At 61.7% G+C, this 13,841-nt stretch carries 13 protein-coding genes; 10 read left to right on the top strand and 3 right to left on the bottom strand.

What is annotated here, in order from left to right; genetic code table 11:
* Positions 1 to 42: 42 nt before the first annotated feature.
* Positions 43 to 765, bottom strand: coding sequence for an IclR family transcriptional regulator (locus KTR60_RS23545; protein ID WP_003939719.1), 723 nt, complete (start codon positions 763 to 765; stop codon positions 43 to 45).
* A gap of 138 nt (positions 766 to 903) precedes the next feature.
* Between KTR60_RS23545 and KTR60_RS23540 the strand changes: the two genes are divergently transcribed.
* The 6 genes from KTR60_RS23540 to KTR60_RS23515 all read left to right on the top strand — a co-directional run bounded on the left by KTR60_RS23540 (position 904) and on the right by KTR60_RS23515 (position 6,373).
* Positions 904 to 1,353, top strand: coding sequence for a nuclear transport factor 2 family protein (locus KTR60_RS23540; RefSeq protein WP_228401302.1), 450 nt, complete (start codon positions 904 to 906; stop codon positions 1,351 to 1,353).
* Between the two features lie 49 nt (positions 1,354 to 1,402).
* Positions 1,403 to 2,239 (top strand): SDR family NAD(P)-dependent oxidoreductase, encoded by an 837-nt coding sequence (locus KTR60_RS23535; protein WP_007731420.1) that lies wholly within the window; start codon positions 1,403 to 1,405, stop codon positions 2,237 to 2,239.
* Positions 2,232 to 3,014 carry an SDR family NAD(P)-dependent oxidoreductase gene (locus tag KTR60_RS23530; protein ID WP_039973229.1) on the top strand — a complete coding sequence of 261 codons (783 nt, stop codon included), beginning with the start codon at positions 2,232 to 2,234 and terminating at the stop codon, positions 3,012 to 3,014. Before KTR60_RS23535 ends, KTR60_RS23530 begins: the two co-directional genes overlap by 8 nt.
* Positions 3,011 to 4,468, top strand: coding sequence for an FAD-dependent oxidoreductase (locus tag KTR60_RS23525; protein ID WP_003940616.1), 1,458 nt, complete (start codon positions 3,011 to 3,013; stop codon positions 4,466 to 4,468). The genes KTR60_RS23530 and KTR60_RS23525 overlap by 4 nt, the downstream gene beginning before the upstream one ends.
* Positions 4,469 to 4,544: 76 nt before the next feature.
* On the top strand, positions 4,545 to 5,858 hold the full coding sequence (locus tag KTR60_RS23520; protein ID WP_007731424.1) for an MFS transporter: 1,314 nt from the start codon (positions 4,545 to 4,547) through the stop codon (positions 5,856 to 5,858).
* A gap of 26 nt (positions 5,859 to 5,884) precedes the next feature.
* On the top strand, positions 5,885 to 6,373 hold the full coding sequence (locus KTR60_RS23515; protein ID WP_030535188.1) for a nuclear transport factor 2 family protein: 489 nt from the start codon (positions 5,885 to 5,887) through the stop codon (positions 6,371 to 6,373).
* Between the two features lie 68 nt (positions 6,374 to 6,441).
* Here KTR60_RS23515 and KTR60_RS23510 read toward each other — a convergent pair whose 3' ends face one another.
* Both KTR60_RS23510 and KTR60_RS23505 read right to left on the bottom strand, forming a co-directional pair.
* Complete coding sequence (locus tag KTR60_RS23510; RefSeq protein WP_058226218.1) at positions 6,442 to 8,082, bottom strand: ABC-F family ATP-binding cassette domain-containing protein; 1,641 nt, start codon at positions 8,080 to 8,082, stop codon at positions 6,442 to 6,444.
* A gap of 208 nt (positions 8,083 to 8,290) precedes the next feature.
* Entirely contained in the window at positions 8,291 to 8,848 is a 558-nt protein-coding gene (locus KTR60_RS23505; protein WP_003940110.1) for a TetR/AcrR family transcriptional regulator, read from the bottom strand.
* 51 nt (positions 8,849 to 8,899) lie between these two features.
* Here KTR60_RS23505 and KTR60_RS23500 point away from each other — a divergent pair, with 51 nt between their 5' ends.
* The 4 genes from KTR60_RS23500 to KTR60_RS23485 all read left to right on the top strand — a co-directional run bounded on the left by KTR60_RS23500 (position 8,900) and on the right by KTR60_RS23485 (position 13,834).
* Entirely contained in the window at positions 8,900 to 9,859 is a 960-nt protein-coding gene (locus tag KTR60_RS23500) for a DMT family transporter (RefSeq protein WP_228401301.1), read from the top strand.
* Positions 9,856 to 11,451, top strand: a complete 1,596-nt coding sequence (locus KTR60_RS23495; protein ID WP_064443755.1) for an amidohydrolase — start codon at positions 9,856 to 9,858, stop codon at positions 11,449 to 11,451. The genes KTR60_RS23500 and KTR60_RS23495 overlap by 4 nt, the downstream gene beginning before the upstream one ends.
* A 722-nt stretch (positions 11,452 to 12,173) precedes the next feature.
* On the top strand, positions 12,174 to 13,115 hold the full coding sequence (locus KTR60_RS23490) for an Ig-like domain-containing protein (protein ID WP_082893093.1): 942 nt from the start codon (positions 12,174 to 12,176) through the stop codon (positions 13,113 to 13,115).
* Between the two features lie 218 nt (positions 13,116 to 13,333).
* A complete protein-coding gene (locus KTR60_RS23485) occupies positions 13,334 to 13,834 on the top strand; it encodes an alternate-type signal peptide domain-containing protein (protein ID WP_003939763.1) in 501 nt (166 codons plus the stop codon).
* Positions 13,835 to 13,841: the final 7 nt, after the last annotated feature.

The following is a 13,841-nucleotide window of genomic DNA, read 5'->3' as shown; positions in this document are numbered from 1 at the left end:
AGTCGAGCCCCGGGTATTCCCGGGGCTCGACTGGTGTTCGGATCAGCGCAACATGCTGCCGAGGGTTTTTGCCGCTGCCATGACCTCGGCGCCCAGCGCTGCTTGGTCCTCGGAGTCGAAGACGGAAATTCCGAGGCTGGAGATGGCGTCGCGGCGTCGGCCGGGGATCACCGCCGAGATTCCCAGGACCGACGGGATGACCTCGCCGACGGTCACTGCGTAGCCGCGTGCGCGTGCCGCCGTCACTTCCTCTCGTTCCCCGCTCGTCGGCGGGAGTGAGGCAAGGATGGAGAGCCCGGCGGAGCCGCGGTCGATCGGATCGACCTGCCCTGGATGAAACGCGACGTGAACCTTGGCGCTGCGCGGTTCGACCACCATCAGCGCGCGCACTTCGGTATCGCTCTCGCGGACCACCAGGTGCGCTGTCGCCTCGGTGGCCTCGGCAAGTTCTTGAAGTATCGGGCGAGCGAGAGTGCGCAAATCCTGTTCCACCGGTTCGGCGAGGGTGACCAGGCCGGCGCCGAGAGTGACGCGCTTGAAGGAGTCCTTGCGGCACAGGTGATGAGCCTCGAGCGTGCGGATCAACCGATGTGCGACGGTTCGGTGGACTCCCACTCCGTCGGCGATGTCGGTGACCGACAAGCCGTGCGGATAGGACGTCAGGAGTTCCAGGATCTCGAGTCCGTGGTGCAGCGTTTTCGACATGCTGGAGTCCACTTGAACTGCACTTTTGCGCGGTCGGTGTTCCTCGCTCAGCTCTGACATCAAATCCCTTTCTTGACGTTTGTGAGGTATGCCACCTACGCTTTGAATATATCGCACAGTGTGTGCGATTATCGCACACTTTACGGAGCTGCACAACCTTCGGGTGGATGCAGCACAGCGTGTTCGGAGAGAACCTTCATGAGCAACTACAGCGTCGTGGCAACGGAGGATGTTGCCGCAATTCACCAGCTGTACGGCCACCAGAGTCATTGCATAGACTCTGGGCGCCAGCAGGATTGGGCGCAGACATTCACCGATGGCGGTGAGTTTCATTCCCCCAGTTATCCGGAACCTGTGGTCGGTTTCGACGACCTTGCGGCTTTTGCTGCTCGCTTCTTCGCTGCGGCGGAAGCTGCCGACGAGGTGCATCGCCACGTTCTGACCAATCTCGTCGTCGAGGCGGTGGACGAGAGTGCTCTCACAGTGCACGGGTACCTGCAGATCGTTGCCACCGCTCGCGGCGGAGACTCGCGACTGGTGCGGTTGACAACTGTCACAGATCACGTGGTTCGGGTCGGTGAGGGGTGGAAGATCGCCCGCCGCACCGTCTCCCGCGACGACGCGCCCCGAGCGTCCGAACAAGCTTGAAGTACCGAAATGTTTCTTGCACAACAATATTCAGTAGGAGAAGTACATCATGACCGAAAGCTCTGACCAGACGAACCCGGGCCGTACCGTTGTGACGCAGATGTCGGCGGTGTACCCGGAGTTGGCAGGCAAGGTCGCAGTGGTGACCGGCGCGGCTCAGGGTATGGGTGCGACGTTCGCCGAAGGACTGGCAACGCGCGGCGTACATGTCGTCGGCGCCGACATCAACGAAGAGCAGATGCTCGCCACGGCCGCACGAATCAACACGGACCTCGAATCGAATGCACTGGCGGACAAGCCGGGTCGCGTCGTCGGAGCTCGGGTCGACGTCACCAAGCCCGACGAGCATGAATTGCTTGCGCAGTTGGCGTTGAAGGAGTTCGGCCGGGTTGATTTCTGGATCAACAATGCGGGTATCTTCCCGTTTGCGCTGGCCGAGGAGATCACCCCGGAGCAGATCGGCGCAACGCTGAGTGTCAATGTCGAGGGAGTGCTCTACGGTGCTCAGGCGGCGGCACGTCACCTCGGTCCCGGCGGCGCCATCGTCAACATGTCTTCGGTGTCTGCGCTGCGTGTGCGGAAGGGGAGAGGCGCATACTGCACGTCGAAAGCTGCCGTTGCGCACCTCACGGAGTCTCTCGCAGTGGAGTTCGGCGACAAGGGTATTCGGGTCAACTCCATTGCACCCGGCTACATCGACACGGCGATGACGAAGTGGGTCCAGGAAGATCCGATCGCGCTCGCGAACGCACTCGACGCGGTACCACTGCATCGTCTGGGCTCGCCCGAAGAGGTCTTCGGCCCGCTGCTGTTCCTGCTCTCGGACAGCGCGCGTTACGTCACCGGGCACAGCATTGCGGTGGACGGTGGTTCGCGGCATGTCTGAGTCCACGACATATCCCGGCGTCGTTCTCGTTACCGGCGGTGCTGCCGGGATGGGGGCGCATCACGCGCGCACTCTCGCCGCGCGCGGTTCGCATGTCTGCATTGCCGATGTTTCGGATTCATCCGGCGTGGTCGACGACATCGTCGCCGCAGGCGGATCGGCGTCCGCTCATATTCTCGACGTCACCGATGTCGATGCCTGGGACCGGGTTGTCGACGAAATTCGCACCACCCGTGGGGAACTCGGCGGACTGGTCAACAACGCCGGCATCTCGCGTCGGCTCGAATTCATGGACACCCCGAACGACATCTGGGAACTGACCATGAAGATCAACCTCTTCGGCCCGTTCTACGGTATGAAGGCGGTGGCGCCGCTGATGCGCGAGAGTGGTGGCGGATCGATCGTCAACATCTCGTCCATCGCCGGTCAGATCGGATACTTCTCTCCGGCTTACTCGTCGAGCAAGTGGGGTCTGACCGGTCTGTCGAAGTCGGCCGCAGGTAACTTCGCGCAGTGGGGGATTCGCGTCAACTCGGTGCACCCGGGACTGGTCGGTACGGCGCTGCTCGGCGGCGCGAACGACTTCGTCGCCGCGTCACTGAAGTCGGTTCCCTTCGGACGCATGGGAACTCTCGACGAGATCACCGAAGCAGTGCTGTTCCTGCTCTCGAACAGTTCGACCTACACCACCGGTACGGAACTCACTGTCGACGGCGGGTTGGTGTCGAACGGTCTTTACCACCGCATCATCGCGGAGACTGGAGAACTTTCATGACCGAGCACTGGGACGTCGTTGTCATCGGTGGCGGCGGAGCAGGTCTCGCCGCTGCGGTGTCGGCAGCTGAAGAAGGCGCATCCGTTCTGCTGTTCGAATCCGAAACCGAACTCGGTGGATCCACCGCGCTGTCGGCCGGCATCTTCACGGCCGCCGGAACGAGCGTGCAGGCCGGCCTCGGAGTCGACGACTCGGCAGAGAAGTTCTTCCAGCACTACATGGACCTCAACCAGTGGATGCTCTCACCCGGATTGATTCGTGCATTCTGCGAAAACGCCGGTCCGACACTGGAATGGCTCATCGGACTCGGCGTCGAGATTCCGGCGGCGATCTCAGGTAACGCTCACCAGCCGGGACTCGCCCAAGCCGGCGTCGAGGACGTCTGGCGCGGCCACGTGCCCAAGGATCAGGGATACGGACTGATTCAGGTGCTGGACAAGGCTCGTCGTAAGCACGGGATCGAGGTCATCTTCGGAACACGGGTGCAGAAGCTGATCGAGGAAGACGGTCGGGTTGTCGGCGTTGTCGCCGACGACATCGAGGTGCCTGCGGGCGCCGTCGTTGTTGCCTCCGGTGGATTCGCGCAAGATCCGGGTTTGGTGGAACGCCACTTCCCGGACGCGAACAAGGCCGGAGAGGCCTTGTTCGTCGTCGCAGCCGAGGGGAGCCGCGGAGACCATCTTCGTTTTGCCGAAGACCTCGGTGCTTCCCTGGCGGGCGACGGCTGGGGTCTGATGCTGCCCACCGTCTACTTCCAGCGATTCCACCACTGGCAGGCCGGCTTTCCGCCGAAGTCGCGGATCTACGTCAACCAGGACGGCCGTCGTTTCATGGACGAGGACAGCTCGTACGCGGTCTCGACCGGCATCATCGACCATCAGGGTGGATACGGTTGGATGATCTTCGACGAGAACGCTCGCGTGAATCTGGCTCCAGGATATGCGGATTGGAATCCCGAACGCATCGAGGAAGAAGTTGCCGCCGGTGGCACGATTCGTGCGGACACGATCGAAGACCTCGCAGTGGCTACGGGTGTTCCGGTTGCGACGTTGGCGCAAACCCTGCGTCGATGGAACGACCAACTGCCCAGCGGTCACGACGACGACTTCCTCCGCCATCGCACGTTGCGGAACAAGGGTGCCGTCGGCAATCCGGATCCTATTGCGACAGCTCCGTTCTATGCCGCGAAAATCCTTCCGGCAGAGCTCGTCTGTACGCATGCGGGAATGGAGATCAACACCGATGCGGCCGTGCTCGGCAGCACCGGAGTACCTATCGAGGGTCTGTACGCCGCAGGTGAGGCCGGCGCCGGAATCCTCGGACTGAGATACGTGGGCGGCGGCAATGCGGTTGCCAACGCTTTGACCATGGGCCGCGTAGCGGGACGTAATGCGGCGAATTACACCAGGACCAGCGCTGAGAGCGCACCGGTCCATTCCATCGCGCACTCCTGACGTCCGACGTCTGCGCGGCACCGAATCCAGTCAGTATCCAATCCAGGCAGGGAACAACATGTCAGAGAATGAGACCATGGCGAGAGCCGAATCCACCGAGGGCAGCAGCGTGGCAACCGAACGACAGTCGACGACGAAGGTAATTCGCGCGGCCATCGTCGGTACCGTCGTCGAGTACTACGACTTCGGTATCTACGGATACATGGCCACGACGATCGCCGCGCTGTTCTTCGTTTCCCATGACCCGAACGCAGCGCTGCTCGGTACCTTTGCAGCATTCGCCGTGGCCTTCTTCCTACGCGTGCCCGGCGGCATCTTCTTCGGCCACATCGGCGACAAGTACGGCCGCAAGAACGCGCTGTCCTGGACCATCCTCCTGATGGTTCTCGCGACAGCCGGAATGGGCCTGCTGCCGACTTACGCCACGTTGGGTGTGTGGGCGACGTCCATCCTGGTTCTGGCTCGTTGCCTGCAGGGCTTCGCGGCCGGCGGTGAACTCGGCGGCGCCAACGCGTTCGTCTCCGAGTCCGCTCCCAAACGGTGGCGTGCGACGCAGACCTCGATGGTCAATACCGGCACCTACCTGGGTTCGCTGGCAGCTTCGCTCATGGCCCTCGGCCTGACGTCGGTGTTCTCGCAAGAGCAGATCCTCGAATGGGCTTGGCGTATCCCGTTCCTGCTCAGCCTGCTGATCGGTGGCATCGGTATCTGGATCCGCAGCCAGATGGAAGACACTCCTCAGTTCGAAGAACTGCAGGACAAGGGTGAGACCAAGAAGCTTCCCATCCGTGAGTTGCTCAGCACCTCCGGTGGCAGCGTCGTCAAGATCATCCTGCTGGGCGCACTCATCACCGGCGGTTACTACATCGCCTCGGTGTATGCCGCGACGTACCTGCAGACCACCGGCGGTCATTCGTCGCGCGTTGCTTTCCTTTCCACTTCTCTTGCACTGGTTCTCGGCGTCATCACGTTGCCGATCTCGGGATACATGGCAGACAAGTACGGGCGTCGGCCGGTGCTGTTCGCCGGTAGTGCCGCCGCAGTGGTTCTCGGAATCCCGATGTTCATGATGATGGCCGGTTCTGGCATCTGGCAGGCGGTTGTCGGTCAGTCAGTGCTCTTCATCTGCGTTTCCGTTGTCAACGGTGCTTCGTACGTGACCTATGTCGAAATGCTGAAAGCATCTGTGCGGTACAGCGGTCTGGCATTGGGTAACAACGTCACCAACATGTTCCTCGGTGGCACCGCGCCTTTCATCGCCACCTATCTCATCAGCTTGACCGGTAACTCTCTCGCTCCGGCTGGATACTTCGTCTTCTGTGCGGTGATCACCCTCGTCACGGTCTTCTTCATCAAGGAGACCAAGGGTGTTGAACTGCAGGTTGATTGATCATCGGGTAGAACAGGAGCCTGACCGTGTCCCTCGCTGACAAGCAAGAAATCACCGAAGTTCTGTATCGCTACGCTCGGGCCGTCGATCGGAAGGATTTCGACAGCGTGGCCCTCTGCTACTTCGACGACGCGATAGACAACCACGGCGGTTACATCGGAACCGTCGACGGGCTGATCGAAGACATGAAGCTCAGACACAAGACGATCGACTCGTCGATTCACTGCATTTCCAACATACTGATCGACGTCAACGGCGATGTCGCTCAGTGCGAGTCGTACTGTTTGTGCTTTCTGCGGCAAGAGCGTTCCGGTACGGATACGGTGCAGACGCTTGCGACGATCAAATGCCGTTACGTCGACAGGTTCGAAAGGCGCCACGGTGAATGGCGAATCGCCGATCGGATTGTCGTGTTCGACGAATCCCGTGAAGACGTGATCGAGAACATCCTGTCCACGGACTGGGTGACGCAACGTCGATCCTTCGACGATCCGGTGTACACCAGGACGCCTTGACCAGTAGTGCAGACGAAGGCCTTCACACACATCGTGTGTGAAGGCCTTTCGCCTGTTCACTTCTCGTGTCAGCCCACTGCGCCTGGTGCGGCGACCTCGGTCAAACGGCCGTCCGAGAGCCTGAGCCAGCGTTCGACCTTGACCTCGGCCAGGAATCTCTCGTCGTGGCTGACCACCACGAACGCCCCCTGATATGCATTCAGGGCACTTTCGAGTTGAGCAACGCTCACCAAGTCGAGGTTGTTGGTCGGCTCGTCGAGAAGAAGCAGCTGCGGGGCCGGATCGGCGAAGAGAACGCACGCCAATGTAGCCCGCAGTCGTTCACCGCCCGAGAGTGCAGCGACGGGAAGATGAGCACCCGCACCCCGAAAGAGGAAGCGCGCCAGGATGTTCATGCGTTCCGGTGCCGGTAGGCCTGGAGCAGACAAGGCAAAGTTCTCTGCGACGGTGCGTGCGGGGTCGAGTAGGTCGAGCCTCTGCGACAGGTATGCCACTCGACCGTCGGCTCGCGTGATCTCACCGGAAGTCGGCGCCACATCCCCGTTGACGATGCGTAGCAACGTCGACTTTCCGACGCCGTTCGGCCCGGTCAACGCGATACGCTCCGGTCCTCGAATGGCCAGGTCGATTCCGGAGTCGGCGAAGATCGCATGATCACCGAACGCGAATTGCATTCGCTCACCGAGGAACACCGTCCGGCCGGCGGGTACATGTGTGCCAGGCAATTCGAGTGAAATCGTCTGGTCGTCTCGAAGAGCGCGGCCCGCTTTGTCGAGTCGTTCCTTCGCCGCGTCGACCCGGGCGAGGTGTGTCTCGTTGGCCTTGCCGGCCGACTCCTGAGCATTGCGCTTCATGGTCCCCGCAAAGATCTTGGGCAAGCCCGCGTTCCCGAGATTGCGGGCAGCGTTACTTGCGCGTCGCGAAGCACGTTCTCGGGCCTGCTGCAGTTCGCGCTTCTCGCGCTTGACCTCTTGCTCGGCGTTGCGGATGTTCTTCTCCGCCACTTCGCGAGCCGAGCGTGCCGCGGCTTCGTAGTCGGTGAAATTGCCACCGTAGAAGCTGATCTCGCCGCTGTGAAGTTCGGCGATGCGGTCCATGCGGTCGAGTAGGCCTCGATCGTGACTGACCACCAACAGACAACCACTCCAGTCGTCGAGAACGTCGTAAAGCCTGCGGCGCGCGTCCAGGTCGAGGTTGTTGGTGGGTTCGTCGAGGAGAAGGACATCGGGGCGTCGCAGGAGTTGCGCCGCCAGTCCGAGCGAGACGACCTGCCCGCCGCTCAGAGTGTCGAGGCGACGATCGAACGTCATGTCGCCCAAACCGAGTCGACCGAGTTGGGCTCGCGTTCGTTCCTCGATATCCCAGTCGGACCCGATTGTCGTGAAGTGTTCTTCTCGTGTGTCCCCGGATTCGACAGCGTCCAGCGCGTCAAGAATCGGGGCGATGCCCAAGACCTCGGCAATGGTCAGATCGCCCGTCAGTGGCAGGTCCTGCGGAAGGTATCCGAGAACGCCGTCGACGGACACACTGCCGGCGCGCGGCCGCAACTGGCCGGCGATCAATCTGAGCAGAGTGCTTTTCCCGACGCCGTTCTGGGCCACCAGCCCGGTTCGGCCGCCGGGCACGGTGAATGACAATTCGTCGAAGACCGGAGTGTCGTCCGGCCAGGCAAAAGACAGATTCGAGCAAACGATGTAGGTATCGGACATGAATAGACCTCAGGTGTTGTGCGGGCGCGGCAACGCTGCTCCGCGAAGAGTCGGGTAAGTGAACGACAACATGGCCACGACGGCAGCGCTCCGAGGCGTCTGCCGGTGGCCGTCATGCCCGGTTTTATCCGGAGATGTCGAGTTCACCAACCATGTCTGATCCTTTTTGGTCTGTGTTGTTTCATCCGACGATAACAGGAGCCGGTATCTACATACGAGCAATACCGGCGCAGAGAAGTTCGACCAGTCGTCGATACACCCGATCCGGGTCGGTGCCGGCCGGTTGTCCCTCTACCGATTCGAGGATGCAGAAGCCGTGCAGCGCACTGCGAAGAGACCACGCCGCCTGCTCCGAATCATCCGGGCTCAGACCGTATCCCGCGATCACCTTGTTGATGACGTCGACCACCTCGCCGACGGCGGAGACCAGATCGGGATGCGGTGCAGTGGGGTAGCGGTCGGTGATGGCGTAGAGCCCGGGGTGTACTCGGACGAACGCACGCCATGCGTCCGCGAGCGCCATGACGGCGTCGTCGCGCGAGAGACCGACCGCGGCGGCACGCAGTTGTTCGGCGAGAAGGTTGCGTGCGAGGAGGCTGAGTTGATGGTGGACGTCGTCGACCCCGTCGACGTGTTTGTACAGGGCTGACTGCCGGACGTCGAGGGTCTCGGCGAGTTGACTCAGTACCAGAGCGTCGGCGCCTTTGCTGTCGACGAGATCGGCTGCGGCAGCGATCACGCGTTCACGGGTAACCGGAGTTCTCATGCACGCATCTTCCCTGTATGACAGGCTTCGCGTCGGTGATACATTATCACCATGAGTGATGAAGTATCGCCACGCGAGCCGTCCGGCGATCAACTACGCCGTCGTGACCTGCGCGTAGTCGTCACCGGTGCATGCATCCTCGGGTTGACCTCGGTGCTCTACGAACTCTCAGGAGTGTCTCCGTCGACGGGTGCATTCTTTCGGTGTCTCTATGCGCTCATCCCTCTCGGCATGCTCGTGCTCGTTCAGCGTCGTCGGTCACCCCGGCCTTCGATCTCGGCGCCCTGGATCGTGAAGTCTCTACTTGCCGGCGCGTTCCTCGGAATCGATCTGGTGCTCTGGCACGAGTCGATTCATTCGATCGGGGCAGGTCTTTCGACTGTGATCCTGAATTTGCAGGTGCTGTTCGTCGCAATCCTCGGCTACGTTGTTCTGCGCCAACGGATCGGCCGGGAACTGGTCGCCAGCCTTCCGTTGCTCTTTGTCGGAGTTGCTCTGGTAGCCGGGGCGAGCACAACGCTCACCGGGTCGAATCCTGCTGTCGGAGTGTCGTTTGCCGTGATCGCCGCAGGCGCGTACGCGGTCTACATCTTCCTGATGGGTCTGGCTACTCGGGCGGCGGGCAGAACGGCGTTGCCGATGTTCGTCTCGACGGGAGCCACTGCCCTTACGGCAGGTGCATACGGCCTCGTGAGTGGAACTTTGGATCTGACCCCTTCACTCGTAGCTCAAGGCTGGCTTGTGCTGCTCGCGTTGGTATCTCAGGTGATCGGGTGGCTGCTGGTAGCCAGCGCCAGTCAGCGTCTGCCTGCCAGTGCAGTCGCCGCCAGCCTCGTGTTGCAATCGGCGTCAGCACTGTTGTTCGGCGCGGTGATGCTTGCGCAGACCCCAACTCTCGTCCAACTTGCGGGTGCCGGAATGATTTTGGCCGGAGTGGTTGTGGCGACGCGGATACCCGCGAAGAAATCCTCGACGACTGTTGTCGGAAAACGAATGGAGACAAGCGTATGACCACGGCGGCTGACCACATCTACATCAACGGCGACATCAGGGCCATGGACGGTGCGGTCGGCGATAACGCCACCGCTGTGGCAGTCAAGGACGGCAGATTTGTCGCCCTCGGAACTGACGCCGAGATCTCGGCGCTGACCGATTCCGAAACCTCCGTTGTCGATCTCGCCGGAGCGGTGGTTGTGCCGGGGTTCATCGAGACGCACCTTCATCCGATGATGTGGGGTTTGATGCTCAGTGGGGTCGACGCAACGACGAATACGTGCCCGACCATCGAGAAGTTGATCACGGCGTTGGCCGCGCGGGCCGCGATCACACCACTTGGCGAGCCCATCGAAGCGTGGGGCTTCGACGACAGCCTCGTGGCGGAAGATCGAGGCCTGACCGCGGTTGATCTGGACAAGGCTTCCACCGATCATCCGATTCTGGTGCGGCACTTGTCTGCTCACGGAATCTATGTCAACTCGGTCGCACTGGAGAAGGCCGGGATCGATGCCACCACGGTCGATCCGGAGGGTGGTGTCATCGTTCGAGACAGCGACGGTGTACCCACCGGTGAACTGTGCGAGGTTCCGGCAATGTCTCTGGTGCACGGACTTGTTCCGGATATGAACCCGGATGCGTCCAAGATCGCGATGCTGCGGGCGCAGGAAGTCATGGCGTCGGTGGGCGTGACGAGTTTCCACGACATGTACGTCACGGCCGAGATGTACGAGGCGTACCGGCAACTCGACGCCGATGGTGACTTGAGGCTGCGTGCGCGCCTCTATCTCGGCCACGGGGTTCACGATCAGTTGGGTGAACTCGCCGATCCGACCGAGCGAGTTCGTGTGGGCGGCGTCAAACTCATTTCGGACGGGTCGATTCAGTTGCACACCGCTGCGCTGACCGCGCCGTACCACGATCTGGGCGGATGCCACTGCGGCGGAATGGCAATCCCGGCAGGTGCGCTCGGGGCACTCGTCGAGGAACATCACGCTGTCGGCCGACACGTTGCGATTCATACCAACGGTGATCAGGCCATCGATTTTGCATTGGACGCAATTGCAGCGGCACGGACGGCGCACCCGGACATCGAAGTTTCGCATCGACTCGAGCACGTTCAGACGTTGCGGGAAGATCAGATCGCGCGGATGGTCGAACTCGGGGTGGTGGCGTCGATCTTCGTGAACCACGTCTACTACTGGGGTGACCGGCACCGCGATCGTTTTCTCGGACCGGGTCGCGGCGAGCGGATCAGCCCCGTGGCGTCGGTCGTGGCGGCGGGGCTTGCCTACGCGCTGCATTGCGACTGCCCTGTCACTCCAGTGAACCCGCTCTTCACGATGAACACCGCCGTACATCGTGTGACGCGAGAAGGTCACGTTCTGGGTGCGGAGCAACGGGTTTCCGCGTCCGAGGCGCTGGCCGGCTACACAAGCGCAGCCGCTCGTCTCACCGGTGAGTCATCGGACAAAGGTCGGATAGCGGTGGGACTTTTGGCGGATTTTGTTGTGCTCGACGGAGATCCGCTGCGCAGCGATTCGACAGACTTGAATGAACTGTCGGTCCTGCGCACGGTTGTCGGAGGTGAGACCGTCTTCGGGGCGTAGATGCTCGTCGTTTTACCTTGGGATTGGGTGCCGGTAGTCAACTCCTTACCGGCTTCGCAACTGTAGATGCACGTGGGCCGGGGAGCGAATTTGCTTCCTGGCCCACAGCTTTGGATGCAGCACGGGCAGTCGCGATTCGATGGTCGGACAAAGTTATTGGTGGAGTGCTGGTTTCGGAGCGCGCGAGAGTTTGTCCTGGCCGGACGATCCGGCGGGGCGCAGCGATCGATGGCGCCCGTGTCCGTGGCGCTAGTGGACGAAATGCGGGGGTCTCGAAACGGCTCGATCTTTCTGTTTGCTCGAGGGTCGCTGTTCTCGGCGAGTTCGTTCGTGGATTCCCGGACATACCAAGAGCATCTAGAACTTGTTCTTGTTTGGATAGGAACGAATCGCCCGTTCGATCGCAGAACGCTTTTTGGTAAATAGTTGCGATGCGCAGCTAACTATTTCTAACGGTACTGGTCAGGGTGCAGAATTAGCCCTTGAGGGATGTTGAAATTCCTTCTGAACGTTTGACCAGTAAAACCGCCACAAAAGCTGATACGTGTGATAAAAATTGATCCGAAGCGGAGCGGTTGCTATGTATGAGCGAGGGCATGCACAGCGTCACGGTTCGGCTCGCAAGCTTTCTGCAACATGTTTGGCACCGATGGCGGATGTACCTCGTTCCGCCATCTCTTCACCCAATGCCCGGCAACGGGACAGACGAAATGAGTCTTCACATGCCTCGATTTTTCCCGGTCGGGGACGGACGAGAATCCCGTCTCCCCCGGCGCGCCACTGCTGTGTTGGCGGCTCTGCCGGCTGCACTGCTCCTCGCGACCTCGGGTGCGCTGCTTGCACCTGGTAGCGCCGCGGCCGCCCCGGGCGACGACATCACTGACCAGTGCCTGGAGATGTCCCAGAACGGTGGACCCTGGGTGAAGCCGGCGGCCTTCGATCCCAGTGGAACCGACTACATCCCGATCCCCGGTGACGAGGGCACGCAGTTGGCCTTCAACGTTCGTAATGTCTGCGACCTTCCTGCCACGCTCACTCTTTTCAGTGAGAGCTGGTCCGTCTCGGGCGGCGGCACTGCGACAGTGCGGGGCAAGCTCGACGGCCAGGTCGGCCAGCAGTTCGTGATCGGGCCGAATGCGAATTCGTCGACGCGGATCGAGCTGGTGAAAACGCCTCTCGCACAGAACGCCAACGTGATGGCTGGTTTCATGATTGGCATCCCTGCCGGCGAAGTTTTGCAGGGATACGAGATCAACCCCGGCTGGGGTCTCGTCCTGGTGGAGGGCGAGCCCGTCGTTGTTGCTCCCAGTGCGCCGACCGGTTTGACTCTGGGTTCGGCCGAAGTAGAGGCGGGCACACCCGTCAAGGTCTCCGGCAAGGCAGAGCCGAACAGTACCGTCACCGTGACCGGAGGCGGCGCCACCTGCACCGCCACCGCGGATACGAGTGGGAACTTCAGCTGCAACCTGACGATCACCACGCCCGGCAGTCATCCGATCACCGCCACGGCGACAAATGCGGGTGGGACCAGCCCCGCCTCCACGGCGGTCACGGTCAAGGTCACGGCGAAAACCACCGATCCAGGTGGCAGCAGCAGCGGTTCGCTCGGAAGTAGCACCGGTTCGCTCGGAAGTCTCGACCTGTTCGGCAGCCTCGGCGGATAACCACTCCGGCCCAACCGGCCACTTAGACCTCGCGATGCACGGGGCGATCTCGACCATCTCCGCGCATCGCCAACCTTCTCGGTCACCGAATTCAATTCGGCGGCTTCATTTCCCATGCCCCTTCCTGGGGCTGTTTCACCGGAGTGCACATCCGCACGGCCCGGGCTCAACCAAGCGCGTCGGATGTCCCGCCGCGAACTGCACAGGAGGAATACCAGATGAACAAGACCACAAAGGGTGCGATCGCCGCAGGTGCGGCTGCTGTTCTGCTCGCAGGTGGTGCCGGAACCATGGCTGCGTGGAACGCGTCGACCGGCGCTGGCGGAAGCCAGACCGTCAATGCCGGCTCGATGACGATCAGCGAAGCGGCCGGCTCCGGCGTATGGAAGCTCGGCGCGAACACGTTCAACCCGGCCAGCGACAAAATTGTCCCCGGTGACGTACTCACCTACACCGCCACGTACAACTACACCCTCGTCGGCACAAACCTGAAGGCGACGCTGACACCTACCGTCGGCGGAATCTCCGGGGCTCTCGCGAGCAAGCTGGAGGTCGCGACTGCCGGTGGTCAGAACGCGAGCGTCTCCGCGGGCACTGGCACGCGCGATATCACCACGACGATCACGTTCAAGCCGGACACCACCAACACGGACGGCGCTGGCCAGGCAGCCACGCTGTCGGGAGCCTCGGTCACCCTCGAGCAGACGCTCACCCCGTAGTTAATCC

This window comes from Rhodococcus sp. C1 (genome assembly GCF_020809065.1).
Lineage (GTDB): Bacteria > Actinomycetota > Actinomycetes > Mycobacteriales > Mycobacteriaceae > Rhodococcus_F > Rhodococcus_F qingshengii.
The sequence above is the reverse complement of the archived record's forward strand: the minus strand, read 5'-3'. Positions and strand labels throughout refer to the sequence as shown.